The sequence below is a fragment of the Thermaerobacter nagasakiensis genome (genome assembly GCF_055396825.1).
The window spans coordinates 2,521,725-2,540,610 of record NZ_AP043740.1; the positions used below are offsets into that span (position 1 = coordinate 2,521,725).

Here is an 18,886-nt window from a genome sequence, read left to right on the forward strand (position 1 = left end):
CGCCCCGCCGTCCCAGGACGGGCCGGCCGGCTGTTCCGCATCGCCGAAGGGGGTCACGCCGGCGATGCCCCCCTTTCCTCCCCATGGATCGAAACCGCGTCGAGCTCCTCGGCCGGGGCTTGGGCGGACTCGCCGGGGCCGGCTTCCACCACCACCGCCGCCCGCAACCATCCGGCCGCACCCGCGGACCACAGGGCCAGGGCACCGGCGAGAACCCAGCGGGGCGCAAGACCCAGCAACGGGCTTGTCCCTCCCGCCGCTTGCACAGAGGCGTCTCCAGTCACCCGTAACGGCTCCCCGAGAGCCTCCGCCACCGCGGCCCGCAAGGCCGGCCAGGCCGCGCCGCCACCAATGGCCCAAAGTTCCAGACTGCCCTTCACCAGACGCTCCGCTCGCACCCGGCGAAGCGCCCGGGCAAGGTCGCCCAGCAGGCCGATCGCCGCCTGGCTGCGCTGGAGAGGACCGAAGTCGTGGGCTAATTCGGTGGGGATCAGGGACCGCACTTCCGCGAGGTCCGCGCCCAGGCTCCGGGCCAGGTCCTCTTCGAGAACCTGACCGCCCACCGGCGACCGGTGAAAGGCCACGGGTCGGCACTGGGCGTCAACCACCACCAGCCGTGTCGCCGTGGCCCCAAAATCGATGACGGCCGTTCCCGCCGGTTCCGGGCGCCCCTGTCCGAGCAGCGCGGCACAGCGCCACAGGGTCACCCACTCGGGCTCCAGCACGGCCGGGTGGATGCCCTGACGGCGCAGTTCTTCCAGCCGCTGGTCGACCGTGGCCACCGGAGCCCCGCTCACCACATAGCGGACGCCGCCCGTCTGCCGAGACACGGTCTCCGCAGGCTGGGATCGTGCTGCCCTGAGAGCCGAAGCGACCCCCCCGGCGTCCTCGCCCAGCTCGATGTAGTCGAACACGGCGTCGTCCACCGCCACGGGCAGGATCCGTTGCAACTCCCAGCGCAGGGCCGCCAGGCGTTCCCGGCGTCCCAGGCGGGGAAGTTCCACGGTGCGGAATACCGCCTGATCGGCCGGCAGGGCCGCCACCACCCGCCCCCGCCGGGGGCGGTCGAGGGGAATCAGCATCCTGGCCCGGGGCTGGAAGAGCACCCACCGGGTGCCCGTGGTCCCTGCGTCAACGCCAAGGGTCGTCCTCATCCATGCCATTCAGCTTAGGCCGCCTTTCGCCTCGACCGGCGCTCCTACTCTCGCCATCCGGCCAGGGTGTAGAAGGCCTGGCCGGGTAAGACACCGAGGTACCGGGCAAGAAGGTCAAAACCCACGCTCCACTCCAGCTGCACGTGGCGAGCGATGACCGTCACATCGCCCCCTGCCAGGACGGCACCTCGAACCTGAACCAGGGGCAGGCGGCCGGCGCCACCTTCGGCGCCGGAACCGCCCCCGGTTTCCTGGTTGCCGTTCTGACCTTGGTTGGCGCCGCCGGCGCCAGATCCTCCCCCGCTCGTGCCGCCCCCATGGCCCTGGCCGTGGCACCGGTTGCTGGTGTTTCCACCCGGTGCCCCGATCTCCACGCACACGCTCGACGCCCCCGCCGGCTTCGGCTCGGAATAGAGAAGGAACTCGGTGGCCTGAAGGTCCGTGATGGCGATGCGGTTCGCGACGTCATCGCCACAGGCCGGCAAGGTGCAACCCCGGCGGTCCAGGGCCAGAATGGCCAGGGGTACATCGGCCATTCCGCCCCCTTCACCGGCCAGGGCGCCTTTGACGTCCAGGGAACCGCCCACCACCAGCAGCACCGGCCGGGGTTGCCCCGAAGTGGCGTAGACGGCGATGTCCTGCGGGTCGGCGTCCGTCCCGACCACCAGCCGCGCTCCGTCGTGCAACGCAAGCTGCTCGGCGGCGAGGGCCCCTGTGACCACCAGGGTCGAACCCGCCTCCAGGGTGACGGCGGGGCATCTCAGGTCGCCCAGCACCCCCACCGTAGCCCCCGCCGGGACGGTCAGGGACGCCCCCCGGCCCTTGTTCCTGTCCCCGCACGGGCCGCCGTCGAACCACGCACCGTCGAGTAAGACGCCGCCGCTGGCGGCCAGCGACTGGCGCTGCGCCGGCGGCGTCCCCGCCAGCGCGGCGAAGGTCGCGAAGGAGAAATCAGGGAGCGGCAGCTGCATCTTCACCGGCGCCGGTGTCACGCTTCCGGACCCCTGGGCCCCGCCTTGTCGTCCGAATCCGGGTGACATGGAAAAATCCACCCTTCCGCCGCTGGGAACCACGTGCAGGGTCAGGGTGCCCCCGGCATAGACCGGCATGGTGAAGGGCGCCACCACAGCCACCTCGACGGTATACCGCGCCCTTCGCTGCACCCCCGTGCTGTTCAGGACCCAGCGCCCGGGCCCGTCGGGTGTCACCACCACCTGGTAGGTGGCCGGACCGGCGGCCGGTTCCACTGAACCGGACAGGCTGGCGGGCGGGTGTAACGCCCCCGCGGCCAGCTCGGCCAGGGCGCGGGAGATCCCCGCTTCCGCCGCATACCGCGCCGCCGTCATGTCGCCATAGGACCGGGCCCGGACGGTGCCCCGCACCCACAAGGTCGCGAAGACCGCCACCAGGAGGGCGGTCACCAGCATGGCGACCAGGGCCCACAGCAGGGCCTGCCCTGCCTCGGCATGCCGCCGCAGCCGCCGGGCCCGTCCCTCGTTCGGGCTCGATGACCGTGCGGACGACCTTGCGTTTGTACGGTTGCGGGCCGGCGCCATCCCTTCACGCCTCCGGTGCCCTGCCGCCCCACCCCCATATGGCGGGGCCAAGCCCCTGCGCCACGGCCCCAGGTTCGTCCCCTGCAGGAGCCGGGCGGCGGGCGAAGTCCTGTGCGACGACCGGCAACGCATCCTTCCAGCTCAAGGGGCGCCCGTGTTGCGCAACGCCACGTAACCTTCGGCCACGGGCCGCCCTTCGCCCGCGGCACCGGCCGGTTCAACCCGGACGAACAGGCCGGCCACGCCGTCGCAGCCGGCCAATGGGCCTCCCATCCCGCACCGCCCCGGGGAAGAGGCCGCATCCCACGGCGTGGTCGAGAAGGACACCTGCTCAAAGGCGGCTCCCGGCACCAGACGGACCGCTTCGGGCAGATCCTGACCGGGGCACTGGCTGCGTCGCTGGGGTGGCAGGGAAACGGGGGTCCACACCAGGTGGCCCTGGGCATCGACGCGGAGCTGGCCGCGGAACACCCCACCGCGCCAGCCCACGCCGCAGAGGGTCAGACGGTCCCCGGCCACCTCCAGCAGCGCCGGTCCGTCACCCCATCCGGCATTGCGGATCAGCCGCCCGATCCCTTCAAGGGCCAGCTGCCCCGCTTCGATGGCATCGTAGGTACGAACCGCCTGGGCCTGCCGGGACATGGCCCATGCGATGACGGAAGCCGTCGCCGCGGCGATCAAGCCCGCAATGACCAGGGCGACGGCCACCTCGACCAGCAGTCCGCCCCGCTGCCGGTCGCCGGCCTCCCCCACCGGCGGTTCATGACCCGGGCCCGGCGGGGGGGATGCCCTGGTCGCCGGCCAGCGGCCAGAATACGGTCGATACCGTGTAGACGGCGGCTGCCGGCGTCCCGGGCGAACCGGGGTAGACGGCGACCGCAACCCGCACGGGACCTGCTGGAATGCCTCCGCCTCCGCCCGAGCCTGAAGGCCCATTCCCCCCACCTTCCGGAGCGGTCCCCTCGTCGGGTTGCGCCTGGAGCCGGTACCACAGGCCGCGGGGCGGCGCCGCCGGGCAGGGACCTTCGGGGGCCATCCCGTCCCCCGCCAGCAGCGCCGCCCGATATTGCTCCAGGACCTGGGGCGCACAGCCGACGGCCAGCTGGCGGTGCCCCTGTTCGATCACACCGGCCCAGGACGCCCCGATGGTGGCCAGCAGGGCCACGGTGAGGAACGCCAGGATGACCAGGGCGACGGCCACCTCCAGCGTGCCGAGCCCGGATTCGGAACGGGCTGCCCCCCCATGGCGTGCCGCGCCTGGTCCGGGAACCGGCCGCGCCGCTCCCGGACCCGCCGGAGGACGCGCCCTGGCATCCGGCCCCTCTTTCCCTTGAGGTGCGGCACCGCTATCGTGCGGGCGTCCCACCGGTCAACACCTCAGTCACCCGTCGAAGGACCCGGTGATGGTGGAAAGGTCACTGACACGTGCCTCGTTCTTCGTCTACGGTGCCGTCATCGTGAAGCGTCCAGCAGATCGTGTGGTCCGGATCGGACCCCGTAGCCGTCAATGTGGCACTGTCCTTGTTCTGGCCTGTACTGGCCACGTAAGTCCAATAGTTACTCTGGGGTATGGCGTCGATTCCGTCCCACCCTTCACCGTTTTGGATCGGGGCTGGAAACTGATTATGTTCAAGGTAATATGACCACAGTTCCGTCTTCACCATGGTCCAGGCCTGCCGTGCCTCGGCTTCCCGCGCCCGCCGCACCATGGCGGCATAAGTAGGCACTGCAATGGCCACCAGGATGGCCAGGATCGCCAGGACAACGCCCAGCTCGATCAGCGTGAAGCCGCGCTGGCGCCGTCGGCGGTCGCTGCGGCTCGTGCGAATGCGGAACATTCCTGTCCCTCCCCCAAGGTCTCCCCCTGCCCGGCTCCTCCCCCTAAGATCAGCCGGGCGGATGGTTGCGGAAGCATATTCGTAGGCCCGGAGCTCTTTCCTGCTCCCCTAGAGGCCGGTGGCGAACCATGATGCCACCCGGCGTCACGTGCCCCCGCCATGGTGTCGCCCGGCCATCACCCCCCCAAGGCGGACACGCCGGAAATCAGCGAAAAGATGGGCAGAAAGACGGATACCGCAATGAAGCCGATGAGCCCCCCCATCAGCACCACCAGGATCGGTTCAACCAGCGAGGTCAAGCTGCCCAGCCGGTGCTCCGCATCGTCCTCGTAGAAACCGGCCGCTCGATCCAGCAGGTCGTCCAGGGCCCCGGTGGCTTCCCCCACGGCCACCATATCGACCAGAACGGCGGGAAAGGCGCCCGTCATCCCCAGGGAAGGGGCCAGGCCCGCCCCCTGTTCCAGGCCGGCCCGGGCCTCCGCGAGCGCCGTACGGAAGACGCCGTTCCCCGACAAAGCGGCCGCCGCCTCGAGAGCTTCGAGCATGGGCAATCCGGACCGGTACATGGTGGCCAGCGCCCTGGTCACCCGGGCCAGAATCAGCGTCTGCAAAAGCGGCCCCAGGACCGGCAGCCGGAGTTTGAGGGCATCCCACCGGGTCCGGCCGCCGGGGGATCGCACCCAGAGCCAGAACGCCAGGAGGAAGGCAACTCCCGTCCCGGCCAAACCCATTAGCACATACCGGCTCGACGCCACCGCCAGCCACATTCGCGTCGGCCACGGCAGGGGCAGGTCAAACTGGGTGAAGATCCCCGCGAAAGTGGGGACGATGAAGGTCACCATCACCATCACCACCGCCAGGGTGACCATAAGGACAAAGGCCGGGTAGCTCATGGCCGAGCGCAGCTTGGCCTCGATGCGCACCCGCCGTTCCTCGTCCGCGGCCAGGCGCTCCATCACCTCATCCAGGGTCCCCGACAGCTCCGCCGCCCGGACCAGGGCCAGGTGGACCGGGTGGAACGCCGCGCCGTGATACGCCATGGCCTCGTGGAGGCTGCGGCCGCTGTCGATGGACCTGGACAGACCCTCGGTGACCTCCCGCAGCCGCCCCCGGCTCTGCCCTGCCAGCGACTCCAGCGCGGCCGTCAGCGAGATGCCCGCCTTCAGGAGGGCCGCCATCTGCCGGAAGAAGAGGGCCCGGTCTTTCGCGGCCAGACCCCGGCGGCCCATCCCCAGCAGTTCCCGGACGTCCTGATCCCGCCAGGGCGTAGCCGGGCGGACCGACAGGGTGACGTACCCGGCCTCGCTCAACCGGGCGAGGACGTCGCGGACAGACTCCCCTTCCATCCGCCCCGTCACGCGGCGACCGGTGGCCGCGTTGCGGGCGATGTAGACAAAGGTCACGCCCCATCCCCCTGCCTACCACGCTGCGTAGCGCCCCGACGCGGCACGGCGGGCCGGCCCGTCCCGGGCTCAGCCCCCCGGACTAGCCCACCCCCACCGCCACTCCCCGCCCCGCCGGCTCCTCCCGCTCCCAGCCCGGGGCTTCGGTCACCCGCAGGACCTCCTCAACCGAGGTCTCGCCGGCCAGGGCCAGGTCCAGGCCTGCCTGGCGGAGGGTGCGCATCCCGGCCTCCACGGCCCGCCGGCCGAGCTCGGCGGCGGTGGCGCCGGCGGTGATGGCCTCCCGCAGGGCGGGGTTCGTCACCATGAGCTCGGCGATGGCCCGGCGGCCGGCGTAACCGCCCCGGCACTCGGGGCACCCGCCCGGCCGGTACAGCACCGCCCCGGACGGCAGGTCGATCCCCGCCGCGGCGAACACGGCCCGCACGCCCTCCCCGGCCTCGTAAGGCTGCCGGCAGTGGGGGCACAGCACCCGCACCAGCCGCTGGGCCAGCACGGCCAGCAGCGAGGAGCCCAGCAGGAAGGGCTCGATCCCCATGTCGACCAGCCGGGTCACGCTGGAGGGCGCGTCGTTGGTGTGCAGGGTGCTCAAGATCAGGTGTCCCGTCAGGGCCGCCCGCACCGCCGTGTCCGCCTTCTCCCGGTCCCGGATCTCGCCGACCATGATCACGTCGGGATCCTGCCGCAGGAAGTGCCGCAGGGCCACCTCGAAGGTCAGGCCCGCCCGCAGGTTCACCTGGCTCTGGCTGGCGCCCGGGATCTCGTACTCTACGGGGTCCTCGATGGTCACCACGTTGAGGCGGCTGCGGTCGACCTCCCGCAGCAGGGCGGCCAGGGTGGTCGACTTGCCGCTGCCCGTGGGCCCCGTCACCAGCACCAGCCCATAAGGCCGGTGCACCAGCTCCCGCAGCTGGGCCACCATCGGCGCGGGCAGCCCCAGGGCGTCCAGCTGTGCCCCGCCCATGGCCTTGTCCAGCAGGCGGATCACCATCTTCTCCCCGTGGACCGTGGGCATGGACGAGCAGCGACAGTCGAACTCCCGGCCCTCGACGAACAGGCGGAACCGGCCGTCTTGGGGCAGGCGCCGCTCGGCGATGTCCATCCCCGCCATCACCTTCAGGCGGGTGATCACCGCCCCGTGGAGCGCGACCGGCGGGTTCATCGCCGTATGGAGGGTGCCGTCGATGCGGAAGCGGATGGTGAAGGTGCCGTCCCCGGGCTCCAGGTGGACGTCCGAGGCCTTCTGCCGCACCGCCTGCTCCAGCAGGTTCTGGACGAACTCCACCACGGGCGCCTGGGCCTCGGCCACGCCGCCCCGGTCGAGGCCACCCTTTTCCGGACGAACCGGCCCCCCGGGACCCGCCGGGGCGCCGGCCACCATCACGCCGGGCTGGGGGGCCGTCCCGGCCAGGACCGCCGTGCCGGGGACGGCCGGTCCAAGGGAGGGGGCTGTGGTGGGTACGGCAAGGCCGCTCGGCCGGCGGCCGGGGGTTGCGGCGGCAGGCCCCGCAGGCACCGTAGGGACGGCTCCCCTGCCCCCGGGGGCCGCGGTGGCCGAGGTGGCCGCGGCCGGACCGGAGGCGGCGCCGGAACCCGCAGCAGGACCGGCGGCCGCACCGGCAGCAGGGTCAGCGGTAACACCGGCAGCATGGCGGGCCCCAACACCGGGAGCAGGGCCGGCCACAGCACCGGGGGCGGGGCCGGCGGCACCACCGGCGGTGGAACCGGCTGCGGTGCCAGGGGCAACGCCGGTTGGGCCGCCGGCGACACCACCCGCTGTGGGGCCATCGACAGTCCCCGCGGCAGAGCCAGTAGCATCACCGGCTGCATCGCCAGCGGTACCGCCCACCGTGTCACCGGGAGCAACGCCATAAGCGCCACCGGAGGCGCCGCCTGTGGCGGGGCCGGCGACAGCCCCCGCCACAAGGCCACCGGCCGCACCGGCACCAGCGTGGAACGCGACGCCGCCAGTTACGCCGGCCGCTCCGGCCGGCTCATCCCCTAAAGGGCCGGATCCCGGCCCGCCGGCCCCGGCTCCGGCCCCCCGGGCTGCCCGCAGGGCCCGCTCGGCGACCTCCAACAACCCGAAGATCCCGCCCACCGCGGCCTTGAGGTCGTCCTCGTCGGCCAGGACCGGTTCGATCTCCCTGCCCGTGACCAGCCGAACCTGGTCCAGGGCCTCAAGATCCGTGGGATCCGCCATGGCCACCAGCAGGCGGCGGCCGTCATCGGCCACAGGCAACACCTGGTAACGGCGGGCCACCCAGTCGGGAATCCGGCGGGCTACCGCCGGGTCCGGCGGAAAACGGCGAAGATCCCAGACCCGCACGGCCAGCTGGGCAGCCAGGGCCTCCTGGAGCTGGGCGCGGGTGATCCAGCCGTGGCGCAACAGGATCTGGCCCAGCCGCTGGCCCGTCTGCCGCTGCTCCCTGAGGGCCGCTTCGAGCTGGGACGGGCTGATCCACCCGTGTTCGACCAGGTAATCACCCAGCTGGCCGCGATAGAGCCAGCGGGCCATGGTCCTCCCCCCTTCCCCTCCCCACCCTCACAACAACCCGAGGTAAAGCGCCCACAGGCCTTCGCCGAAAAACCAGCCCACCAGCCCCCCCGCTGCCAGGAAGGGCCCGAAGGGGATCAAGTCCCGGCGGTCCCGCCGGCCAGAAAGCAGCAGGAAGGCGGCCACCAGCCCGCCCGCCAGGGCGGCGGTGAAGAGGGCCACCGCCAGGGCCCGCGGGCCCAGGTAAAACCCGAGCCAGGCCGCCAGCTTGACGTCGCCGAAACCAAGGCCGCCCCGGGAGCCCCAGCGCAGGAGCTGGAAGACCAGGCCTCCAGCTGCGGCAGCCGCCAGGGACCCCGCCAGGAACCCCCATCCCGGTCCGGCCGCCGGCGGGCGAGCGAGCCCCGGTCCGTGCAAGGCAACCGGGGGTCCGTGCAAGCCAGCCGGGCCCAACGGGGGACTTGCCGGTCCACCCGGGCCCTCAGCAGGTGCCGGGGACCCTGCCGCCCCACCGCGGTCCGCAGCATGCGGCGGGGCCCCTGCCGACCCACCCCGGTCCGCAGCACCCGCCGGGAACCCTGCCGCCCCACCCGGGTCCGCAGGACCCACCGGGGACCCTGCCGGCCCCTGCGGGTCCGCAGGCCCTACCGGTACCGTTGCCGGACCACCCTGGTCCGCAGGCCCCACCAGGGCCCCTGCCGGTCCGGATGGGTCCGCAGCGGCCGTCGGGGCCGCAGCCGGCCCGGCCGGTGTCACCAGCCAGGACGCCCACGGCCCCGGCACCACCACCCCGGCGACCACCAGCGCCGCCCACCCCAGCCCCGTCAGCAAGGCCACGTTAGGGATGAGCTGGCAGCGCAGGTCGACCCCGGTGACGGCCACCAGAACGGAAACGAAGCCGAGGCCGAGCAGGAGCTGGGCCGGCGTTCCCGCCACGGCGGCCACGGCGGCGAAGAGCAGGCCGGTGACGGCCTCGACCAGGGGCGCCTGCCAGCCGATGGCCCCGCCGCAGGTCCGGCACCGGCCCCGCAGGGCCACCCAGCTGGCCACGGGCACCATCTCCCAGAGGGCAAGGCGCCGGCCGCAGTGCTCGCAGCGGGACGGCGGGAAGGTGACCGGTTCTTCCCGCGGCCACCGGTCGATGAAGGTATTAAGAAAACTCCCCACCGCCAGGCCGGCAAGCCCGGCCACCACGGCGACGGCTGGTCCCAACCCTGCTCCCACCCCTGCGCGGCGCCCTGGCGGCGCCCGGAAACGACGGCCCTTCCCCCGCAGGCCGTGCGGCCCCCTACCGCACCCCGACACCCACCCGCAGCAGCGTCTCCCGCGTCACCAGCCCCCGGGAGAGCAACTGGCCCGCACTCTCCCGCAGGGTGACCATGCCGTACTGGCGGGAGGTCTCCATCACCGCCACCAGCTGGGCCGTCTTGCCCTCCCGGATCAGGTTCCGCACCGCCGCGGTCCCCACCAGCAACTCCGCCACGACCAACCGGCCCCGCCCGTCGGCGGCCGGGACCAGCCGCTGGGCGATCACCCCTTCCAGCACCCCGGCCAGCTGGACCCGCACCTGGTTCTGCTGCTCCGCGGGGAAGACGTCGATGATCCGGTCGACGGCCTGGGGGGCGTTGGGGGTGTGCAGCGTGGCCAGCACCAGGTGCCCCGTCTCCGCGGCCGTCAGGGCGGTGGCGATGGTCTCCAGGTCCCGCATCTCCCCGACCATGATGACGTCGGGGTCTTCCCGCAGCGCCGCCCGCAGCCCGGTGGCGAAGGTGGGCACGTCGAGCCCCACCTCCCGCTGGTTGACCAGGCTCAGGCGGTGGCGGTGCAGGTACTCGATGGGATCCTCCAGGGTCACGATGTGGACCCGCCGGGTGCGGTTGATCCGGTCGATCATGGCCGCCAGGGTGGTCGACTTGCCGCTCCCCGTCGGCCCCGTCACCAGGACCAGCCCCTGGGAGAGCTCGCAGAGACCGGCCACCGCCGGCGGCAGGCCGAGTTCGTCCAGATCGGGAACCGACATGGGGATGAGCCGGAAGGCGGCCGCCAGGCTGCCCCGCTGGCGGTAGATGTTCGCCCGGAAGCGGCCGACGCCGGGCAGGCTGTAGGCGAAGTCCACCTGCCCCTCGCGGGCCAGGCGCTCCTGCAACCGCCCGTCCAGGATCGGAAGAACCAGCGCCTCGATCTGCTCCGGCCGCAGCCGCGGGCCGGGCAGGTCGTGCAGCTCGCCGTGGACGCGCAGCACGGGCGGCGACTCCACGGTCAGGTGGAGGTCCGAGGCACCGTATTCGGCGGCCTGACGCAACCACAGGGCCAGTTCGGGTTCCTGCACCATGCCTCACCCCAGCGTGCCGCCAGCGAATCTAGCGGTTACCAGTTCGCCCGCGGCCGAGGGGATTCCTGTCGAATCGGGTAAGTCCCGGCTCCCCGGCCCTTGCCGGCACGCCATAACGCGGCACCGGCAGTGCCTTAATGGAAGGATTTGTAGCGGGCCTGGCTGTTGCGCGGCAAGCCTGCGAGTCCCTTGTTGCCGGGCAAGCCGGGGCATGTGCGCCCTGCCAGGGAGCACCCAGAATGCACGGGCGGGAGACGGCGGTGAGACAACGGGGGAAGCAGGCCCGCGCGGGCCGGCCCGGCGACCGCCCCGGCGGGACCCGCTTCCCCCGCGGGACCGCTTCCCCCTTGACCTCTCGCAGTGGGCTTCGCAGGCGCCGGCGTGTTGCTCCCCGCCCGGTGCTGCGCCCTGCCCTTTCAGACCCGGATCCCGTACTGGGCCTCGATGTAGGGCCCAAGGCCGATGCGGGCCAGGCGGTCGACCGGCGCCAGGAAGGTCACCTGCACCACCCCGGGATGCCGGGCGATCTCGATGGCCCCCGTGATGGTGGCCCGGTTCTTCACCTCGGGGACGCTCATGCCCAGCAGGCGAGCCGCCCGCTCCAGGCCGTTGTCGGTGGCCGCGTTGAGGTCGGGCCCGGTGCCGATCACCGAGATGGGGGCCGTCCGCTCCAGGTCCCGCAGCCCCCACTGCTCCGCCAGCGCCCGCGCCCGGGCCAGTTCTTCCTCGGTGAAAGGCCGGGCCAGGTAGGGAAGGTCTTCCGGCACCGGCAGCAGGATCGGGCCGTCGATGTTCAGGCCCTTGATGACCTCGACCTGCAGGGTGACCGTGCCCGAGACGTCGCAGGTGTGGCCGGCGATCTCCCCGTCGCCCTGCAGAGCATGCATGTCGCCCAGGTAGACCCCGGCCCCCGGCACCTTGACCGGCGCAATGACGATGGCCCCGGCCCGCACCGCATCGCAGTCCATGTGCCCGTCGGTGCGGTGGGCCAGTTCCTCCGGCGTCAGGGCGAACTCGTGCCGCTTGCCGATCAGGGCCGAGCCGAAGTCGCCGGCGTTATGCGAGTCGGGCATGCGAATGGCCGGTACGGTACCCAGTTGGCCCAGGAAGGGGCGCAGCCGAGCCACCACCCCCACCAGGTCGTGGGGAGCGAAGCGCAGGATCGGGTTCTGGGTCGAACGGGCCGGCAGGGCGGCGTAGCGGGCCGCATCCCGGGCGATGGCCTCGGCCGCCTCCCGGTGAAGGGTGACCCCCACCCGCCGTGTGGGATCGAAGACGATGGTGTAGCCGTGGGTGAAGGTGAAGGGCGTCGCATCGGCACCGCAGTTGGCGCAGCGGACCGACTGCTGGCCGATGCCCTCGAGCCGCGTCGCCGGGTACATCGTGCCGCATTGGGGACAGCGGGCGGCGCAGTAGGGATCGTCGACGAAACGCCCCTCCATGGGGCGGTCGTTGCCCGAGGCCGTGGCGATGGAGGTCACCGTGATGTCCTTGATCCGGATGGCGACGGCGTCCCCGACTTCCGCCCCCTCCACGGCCACGGGCACCGTCACCTCGTGGCCGCCCTTGAGGTGGGGCGTGATCATGGGACCCCAGCAGCCGGGTGCGGTGTTGGCGACGATGTGCCCGCCGTCGCGGACCGGGCCCAGCATGGGCTGCTCGGGGTCCAGCACACCATCGGTAAAGCGGTCGACGAACACGGTCTCGTCCGCGGTACGCAAGGGCAACGCCATGGGTCTCGCCCCCTGTTGGATGTTGCAGGCTACCTTTCGCCCTGCCCGCCCGCCATGGGCTGGAGCAGGGCCAGGTCAACCCCCGCCGGCACCACTTCCCGGCGGCTCAACACGCGCCCGCCGGCAACCAGCAAAGCCGTCGACAGGGCCTCCCGCAGGGCCGGATAGTCCTCGCCCAACCGCAGCAGGAGCTGTTCAACGGTGACCTCCATGGGCGTTTCGACGACCGCCAACGGCACCCCGGCCGCCCTGGCCAGGTCGGGGCCTAGGCGCACCCGGATCTGCATGGCATCCCTCCTCGTACCGGCCCTCGCTCTGGCCAGCGAGGGTGATGTTCGGCGCGGCCCGCGGGACATCCTGTAGGCTGAACCTTCCACTCGCTGGCTGCCGTCGCTTGTGGTTAATATCGGAACGGTGCCTGGAAGCATCGGGGAACCAGGGACCGGCAACGCCTACCGGGCGGCCACCAGCGGGAAGGAGTCTCTGACGGTGCGGTTGCGGATCGTGCAATGGCGGCTGTTGAGGGTGGGTCTCAGCGCTTGGCTGGCGGTCCTGACGTCGCTTGCAGCATTGCCCGCGGGACCCGCATTGGCCGGCTCGGTGCCGGCGTACTACACCGACCGGGTTGCCGTCCTGATGTATCACGGTTTCGAGCATCCACAAGGCGGCTCGATCACGGTGACCGCCCAGCAATTCGAAGAGCACCTGCGGTCCTTGGCGGAAGCGGGCTTCCGGTTCATCTCCGCAGAGCAGTTCCGCCAGTGGAAATCCGGTAAGGGGTCTGTTCCCGCCAATGCCGTGTTGCTCACCATTGACGACGGCTTGAAGGAAGTCCATTCGGTGGCCTTGCCCCTCTTGCAAAAGTACGAGGTGCCGGCGGTGGCCTTCGTCGTCTACCGCCGCATCGACCTGGATCCCAACACCCTGAGCAGCGGCGCTGTGGAAGAACTGGTCGCAGGGGGCCTGGAGGTCCAGTCCCACACCTACAACATGCATCATCGCGTGATCCGTGCCGGGGACGGTGCCGACGTCGCGGTCCTGTGGGTCATGGACGAGGCGGCCGTCCGCTTGGACATGGCCCAGGCCCGCCAGCGCCACCAGGAGATCCTCGCCAATGAGCCCGACATGCTGGCCTATCCGTACGGGTCATACAATGCCACGCTCATGCAAGCCGCCCGGTCGGAGGGCATCCGGTTCGGTTTCACCACCCGCACCGGGCTTGTCTCCCGAATAACCCCCGACATGGAAATTCCACGCTTCAACGCGGGGGTTCGAGGCATGACGGGAAAGCAGGTGGTGGACCTTCTCCGGCGTTATGCACCGGCCCCGGCCGCTCCCACCACCCAACAACCCAAACCGAGCCGCTATGTCGTCGGGGGCTGAGAACAGCTAATGCGTTTCTTATCATTTCTCGCCCAACGTCATCAAATCTTCGCATCTCCTCCCTCCGCTCCTCGGCCGCACTCTTTGACACGGAACATATGTTCTGATATGCTGTCCTTGGATGATTTTGGGGGGGCCTGCCCGTGCGTGTGTTGCAGGCGTACCGCTTCGCCCTCGACCCCACACCCCGCCAGGAACGGGCGCTGGCCTCCCACGTAGGCGCCCGCCGCTTCGCCTTCAACTGGGGTCTGGCGCTGGTGAAGGAGCGCCTGGAAGCCCGCGACCAGGGCGAGGATGTGGAGGTGCCATGGACCCTTCCGGCCCTGCGGCGGGAGTGGAACCGGCAAAAGCACCTCGTCGCCCCCTGGTGGCGGGAGAACTCGAAGGAAGCCTATTCCTCCGGGCTGGACGGGCTGGCCCGGGCCCTGCAGAACTGGTCCAAAAGCCGCAAGGGTGAACGCAAGGGGCGCCGGGTGGGGTTCCCCCGGTTCCGGAAAAAGGGCCGAGGGCGGGAGTCGGTGCGGTTCACTACCGGCGCGATCCGGGTGGACGACCAAAGCCACGTCGTCCTGCCCCGGATCGGGCGGGTGAAGACCCATGAGCCGGCCACGGCCCTGCTCCGGCGCATCGAAGCGGGAACGGCCCGCATCCTGTCCGCCACGGTGTCACGGGAAGGGGGCCGGTGGTTCGTCAGCTTCACCTGCGAGGTGGAGCGGCCGCCGGGCCGGCCCCGGTTACCCTGGAAGGTCGTCGGCGTCGATGCGGGCGTCAAGCACCTGGCGGTCCTTTCGACGGGCGAGAAGTGGCCGAACCCCCGGTCCCTTGAAAAAGCGCTCCGAAAGATCGCCCGGTGGAACCGCGCCCTGGCCCGCCGCCAGAAGGGCAGCCGGGGGTGGCAAAAGGCCCGCCGCCGGCTGGCCCGGCTCCATGCGCGGGCCCGCAACCTCCGCCAGGATGCCCTTCACAAGCTGACACACCACCTCGCGAGCACCTACGGCGTGGTGGTGGTTGAACAACTGCACGTGGCGGGCATGCTGAAGAACCGGCGGCTGGCCCGGGTGCTGGCCGATGCGGCCCTGGCGGAGATCCGCCGCCAGCTCAGGTATAAGTGTCCCTGGCACGGGGCGGTTCTGGTCGAAGCGCCGCCCTTCGATCCCAGCAGCAAGCGCTGCTCGCGGTGCGGTGCGGTCAAGCCGTCGCTGCCGCTTTCGCAGCGCGTTTTCTGCTGTGAGGAATGCGGGCTCGTGCTCGACCGGGACGAGAACGCCGCCCGCAATCTCGCGGCCCTGGCGGCCGCCGTCGCCGGGAGTGGCCCGGAGACGGAAAACGCCCGTGGACGGGATGGAAGACCTGCCGCAAGGCAGGCGATCCCGAAGGAAGCGGGAAGCCGGCACCGGCGCATGGCCGGGTAAGACCGGCACCGCCGATCCGCAAGGATCGGCTGCCCGAAACAGATGACGATGTTTCAGGTAACGGCGGTCTCTACCGGTCCAAGGCCGAGGCCCTGAAAGCCGCCCAGCGGTTCACCCGCCGGACGGGCTACCGGATGTACGTCAGCCCCCATCCCCAAATAAAGACCCAATACTGGGTCCAGACGGGTAAGATTCCGTCACAAGCGCGTGCCGTCGAACTGGCCAGGCGCTGGCTGCGGATCGGCATCAAGTACATCGTTCCGTCGAGGTAAACGTCAGGCAGACGGGTACGGGGCGAGACGGAGCCGGGGTACCTGTAACAACAGGTCGGCAACCCGGCTCCGTCCGTAGTAATAAACACATCCTGGTACGTACCCTGGCTGGTCGTCCGCCTTTAGCGCTCATAAAACAGCGGCGGCTCAATGCCCAGCTCCCGCAAATACACGTACCCCTGCCCGCGGTGGTGGATCTCGTTCTCCAGGGCATACACCAGCCGCTCAAAGTGGCTCTGGGGCGGGCCACCGAAGAAGGGATCCGGTTCGACCTGCAAGAGGCGCTCGGTCGTGATGCTGGGCCACAGTTCCCGCGTTCGGGCGCGGACCTGCTCGCAAACGGCCAGGAGATCGGCCTTCGTGCGGGTGTTGTCCGCCACCTTGCCGAAGGACCACTCGCCCAGGGCGATCCCGCGGATGTAATCGTCTTCAATGTTGAGGATCTCCTGGACCATCTCGCCAAAGGGGCGCAGGATCTCCACGGGCTTGTAATGAAAGAGGGCATCCTCGGGGAACGCCTGGATGACCCGCAGGGTGAGGCGGCGGTTGCTCTCCAGAATGTCAAGAAAGCCAGCAGGATCAAGCAGGGTTCCGTTGTTACGGCGGTCGTCCTGGCCTGCTCCCGTCACGAGTTCCACTCCCTTCCTGATTCACCCGCTTCGTCGTTCGACCGCAGGCGGGCCAGTTCCTGGTCGACCTGTTCCAGAATGTCCCCGGCCACTCCGCGGAGGACGAGTCCCGCCTGCTCATCCAGGGGCGTCGGGTCGCGGTTGACGATGGCCAGCAGAGCCTCGCCGGCGGCCGCCCGGCGTACCACCAGCTCGGGCAGCGACGCGGCGGGATAAACCTCAAGGGACGAACCCACCACCAGCATCAAGTCGCAGCGAAGCGCCTCGTCGCGGGCCTGCTGCCACACCGCCGCCGGCAGGGACTCGCCGAAAAGCACCACGTTGGGCCGCACACGCCCCCCGCATTCGCAGTAGGGCCGGCTGAGGAAGGCCTCCGAGGGCTGGGTTCGTCCGCAGCGCTGGCAGCGGCACGTCCGCAGGTCGCCGTGCAGCGGCAGCACCCGGCGCGATCCGGCCTGCTGGTGGAGGCCGTCGACGTTCTGGGTGATCACCGCCTTCAGCCATCCGGCCGCCTCCCAGCGGGCCAGAATCCGGTGGACCCGGCTGGGTTGCACCCCCTTCAGGGCCTCGATCCGCTGGCGGTAAAAGGCGGCAAACTCGTCGAAGTGGCGTTCCATGAACGCCAGGCTGGCCATGTGCTGGGGAACCCGCCGCCACAGGCCCTGCGAAGAGCGGAAGTCGGGCAGGCCCGATTCGGTGCTGGCCCCGGCGCCGGTGAAGGCCACCATGTAGCGCGCCCTCCGGACGAGGGTCGCCAGGCGCTGGATGTCACCGGAAGAAGCCACGGCCTGCCCTCCGCTGTGCCCAGACCCGCACGCTGCCCCGTTGCCTCCGTCCATCCGCCCACCGCCTCCCACCGCACGCCCCCTACCCCCGTCCGGAATCCCGTCCGGGCGGCTCGACCCCGGCCTGGTCACCCGTGGGGGAAAACCCAGGACCCCGGTGACGCCAGCGCACCATGGCTGAACGCCATGGCTTCGATGGCCAGGCGAGCCGCCAGGAGAGCCGTCATGCCCCCAGGGTCCAGGTACGGGTTGACCTCCACGATGTCGATGCCCACCACCCGGGCGCGGCTCGCCGCCAGGCGCAGGATCTCGCGGACCTCTTCATAGGTCAAGCCGCCCGGTTCGGGGCTTGACGTGCCCGGGGCGACCGCCGGATCCAGGCCGTCGATGTCCAGGCTGATGTAGAGCGGCTCGCCGGGGGGAATGGCCGCCAGGAAGGGCATCAGCGGGTTCGCGTCGTCGCCTGGTGCGGGTGGCCGACCCAGCCGGCTGCCGGCCGGCTCCCCTCCGCCCGGGCTGGTCCGGCCGTGTGACCCTGTCCCTCCGGCCGGGCCGGCCCCGGCGCCAGAGCCTGTCGCTCCGCCCACCCTCGCCCCGGCGCCAGAGTCCGCCGCGGTACCCGGGTGCGGCCCACCACTCGGCCCCACCCCCGCGGGGATGGCCGCTCGCCGGGCCCACGCCGCCCGCCACTCCCCCATGGTCACGATGCGGTTGCCCCGCCGGGCGGCGGCAGCATACGCCTCGGGGCTGGTGCGGATGCCGCGGACGCCGATGACGGTGATGGTCCCCACGTACGGCAGTTCGGCCGCCCGGCGGAAGGGGCTCGAGTTGGACCGGAGGAACCCGGCCACATCGGCGGAGAAATCCAGGTGAGCATCAATCTGGAGGATGTGCAGCCGTCCCCCGCCGTTCCCTTGGCTGCTCCCCAGGCCGCCCCCTTCATCCCCGTACCGCGCCGCCGACCCCGGACCGGCCGAAGCCTGCAGCAGCTCGCCGTACGCCCGCAACACCGGATAGGTGATGGAATGGTCACCCCCCAGCACCACCGGGACGGCGCCGGCCCGCAGGGCAGCCCCCACCAGGGCGGCGACGCTGCGGTCCAGGTGCTCCAGGTCGGTGTAGAGCGGATCGCAGTCACCCAGGTCGACCAACCGGCAGCCCTCAAGATACCAGCGGTCGTCCTGGATGTCCCAGTAGCCGGGGTTGTCCGGCCCCCAGGGGAGGGCGTAACGGGTGGAAAGATCGCGGATGGCCCGGGGCGCCAGCCGCTGGCCCGGGCGGAAGCCTACGGCCGCGTCGAAGGGGACTCCGATGACGGCAAAATCGACCTGGCCGGCTTGCAGCGCCTCGGGGGGCACGTAGGGCGCCCGGGCAAAGGTGGCAATGCCGGTGAAGGGCATTCCGGCCCTTGGCTGCTGCGGCACCTGCATCGCCGCTCCCCCCTCCTCTGCTTGCCCTCACCCCGCTACCGCCGGGCTGCGTAGCGTATGGTGGTAACACGCTAAGCATAGTCTCCTACTGCCTGTGAGTCGTAGGACTCGACAACTCGAGAAGGAGGAGGGTACCATGAAGCCAGGAGGTGGCTCTCGGGTGGCCCTCGTCAAAGTCCTCCCGAAGGGACAGATTACCCTGCCGAAGATGGTCCGGGATCGGCTGGGCATCGCCAAAGGCGACCACGTCCTCCTCGAAATCGTGGACGACCGGGAAGTGCGTCTTCGTGCGCTTCCCAGGCGCACCACCCTCCTCGACGTCGGCCAACTCGTCCGCGCGCAGCGGCTGCTGGATGACGGCGTCGTGCGCCGGGCTATCGAGGAGGGCCGGCGGGGAGCCGGCCACGACCGTGCCCGAGTGAAGTTGTCTTCGACGGGCCCGCAGGAGCCGTCCTCATAGGT

Annotated in this window: 17 protein-coding genes; 3 read left to right on the forward strand and 14 right to left on the reverse strand. The window is 71.0% G+C overall.

All coding sequences use genetic code 11. The features are described 5' to 3' along the window. Positions 1-53: 53 nt before the first annotated feature. The 11 genes from ACZ5T9_RS10715 to ACZ5T9_RS10765 form a co-directional block, all read right to left on the reverse strand. Positions 54-1,163 carry a hypothetical protein gene (locus tag ACZ5T9_RS10715; protein ID WP_464833053.1) on the reverse strand — a complete coding sequence of 370 codons (1,110 nt, stop codon included), beginning with the start codon at positions 1,161-1,163 and terminating at the stop codon, positions 54-56. A gap of 35 nt (positions 1,164-1,198) precedes the next feature. Continuing rightward, positions 1,199-2,710 carry a hypothetical protein gene (locus ACZ5T9_RS10720; protein WP_464833055.1) on the reverse strand — a complete coding sequence of 504 codons (1,512 nt, stop codon included), beginning with the start codon at positions 2,708-2,710 and terminating at the stop codon, positions 1,199-1,201. Between the two features lie 141 nt (positions 2,711-2,851). Then, complete coding sequence (locus ACZ5T9_RS10725) at positions 2,852-3,463, reverse strand: PilW family protein (protein WP_464833056.1); 612 nt, start codon at positions 3,461-3,463, stop codon at positions 2,852-2,854. Between the two features lie 7 nt (positions 3,464-3,470). After that, positions 3,471-3,911, reverse strand: a complete 441-nt coding sequence (locus ACZ5T9_RS10730; protein ID WP_464833057.1) for a hypothetical protein — start codon at positions 3,909-3,911, stop codon at positions 3,471-3,473. 214 nt (positions 3,912-4,125) lie between these two features. Further along, positions 4,126-4,548, reverse strand: a complete 423-nt coding sequence (locus ACZ5T9_RS10735; protein ID WP_464833058.1) for a type IV pilin protein — start codon at positions 4,546-4,548, stop codon at positions 4,126-4,128. A gap of 176 nt (positions 4,549-4,724) precedes the next feature. Then, the gene (locus ACZ5T9_RS10740) at positions 4,725-5,951 is read right to left on the reverse strand and encodes a type II secretion system F family protein (protein ID WP_464833060.1); all 1,227 of its coding nucleotides are present in this window, start codon (positions 5,949-5,951) and stop codon (positions 4,725-4,727) included. Positions 5,952-6,033: 82 nt separating this feature from the next. Next, positions 6,034-8,469: a GspE/PulE family protein gene (locus ACZ5T9_RS10745; RefSeq protein WP_464833061.1), complete on the reverse strand. Its 2,436-nt coding sequence runs from the start codon at positions 8,467-8,469 to the stop codon at positions 6,034-6,036. A gap of 27 nt (positions 8,470-8,496) precedes the next feature. Continuing rightward, positions 8,497-9,660, reverse strand: coding sequence for a prepilin peptidase (locus tag ACZ5T9_RS10750; RefSeq protein ID WP_464833062.1), 1,164 nt, complete (start codon positions 9,658-9,660; stop codon positions 8,497-8,499). Positions 9,661-9,736: 76 nt separating this feature from the next. Continuing rightward, entirely contained in the window at positions 9,737-10,777 is a 1,041-nt protein-coding gene (locus ACZ5T9_RS10755; protein WP_464833063.1) for a type IV pilus twitching motility protein PilT, read from the reverse strand. 419 nt (positions 10,778-11,196) lie between these two features. Continuing rightward, positions 11,197-12,513: an acetamidase/formamidase family protein gene (locus ACZ5T9_RS10760; RefSeq protein WP_464833064.1), complete on the reverse strand. Its 1,317-nt coding sequence runs from the start codon at positions 12,511-12,513 to the stop codon at positions 11,197-11,199. 29 nt (positions 12,514-12,542) lie between these two features. Then, the gene (locus tag ACZ5T9_RS10765) at positions 12,543-12,800 is read right to left on the reverse strand and encodes a MoaD/ThiS family protein (protein ID WP_464833065.1); all 258 of its coding nucleotides are present in this window, start codon (positions 12,798-12,800) and stop codon (positions 12,543-12,545) included. Positions 12,801-13,002: 202 nt separating this feature from the next. On the opposite strand from ACZ5T9_RS10765, the gene ACZ5T9_RS10770 reads away from it, so the two are divergent. Both ACZ5T9_RS10770 and tnpB read left to right on the forward strand, forming a co-directional pair. Further along, entirely contained in the window at positions 13,003-13,896 is an 894-nt protein-coding gene (locus tag ACZ5T9_RS10770) for a polysaccharide deacetylase family protein (protein ID WP_464833066.1), read from the forward strand. 143 nt (positions 13,897-14,039) lie between these two features. After that, on the forward strand, positions 14,040-15,308 hold the full coding sequence (tnpB, locus tag ACZ5T9_RS10775; RefSeq protein WP_464833068.1) for an IS607 family element RNA-guided endonuclease TnpB: 1,269 nt from the start codon (positions 14,040-14,042) through the stop codon (positions 15,306-15,308). 394 nt (positions 15,309-15,702) lie between these two features. On the opposite strand, the gene ACZ5T9_RS10780 is transcribed toward tnpB, so the two are convergent. The 3 genes from ACZ5T9_RS10780 to ACZ5T9_RS10790 all read right to left on the reverse strand — a co-directional run bounded on the left by ACZ5T9_RS10780 (position 15,703) and on the right by ACZ5T9_RS10790 (position 18,424). Continuing rightward, positions 15,703-16,209 (reverse strand): DinB family protein, encoded by a 507-nt coding sequence (locus tag ACZ5T9_RS10780; protein WP_464833069.1) that lies wholly within the window; start codon positions 16,207-16,209, stop codon positions 15,703-15,705. Continuing rightward, on the reverse strand, positions 16,206-16,994 hold the full coding sequence (locus ACZ5T9_RS10785) for an SIR2 family NAD-dependent protein deacylase (protein ID WP_464833070.1): 789 nt from the start codon (positions 16,992-16,994) through the stop codon (positions 16,206-16,208). Before ACZ5T9_RS10785 ends, ACZ5T9_RS10780 begins: the two co-directional genes overlap by 4 nt. 128 nt (positions 16,995-17,122) lie before the next feature. Further along, a complete protein-coding gene (locus ACZ5T9_RS10790; protein ID WP_464833071.1) occupies positions 17,123-18,424 on the reverse strand; it encodes an arginase family protein in 1,302 nt (433 codons plus the stop codon). Between the two features lie 160 nt (positions 18,425-18,584). Here ACZ5T9_RS10790 and ACZ5T9_RS10795 point away from each other — a divergent pair, with 160 nt between their 5' ends. After that, positions 18,585-18,884, forward strand: coding sequence for an AbrB/MazE/SpoVT family DNA-binding domain-containing protein (locus ACZ5T9_RS10795; RefSeq protein ID WP_242823280.1), 300 nt, complete (start codon positions 18,585-18,587; stop codon positions 18,882-18,884). Positions 18,885-18,886: the final 2 nt, after the last annotated feature.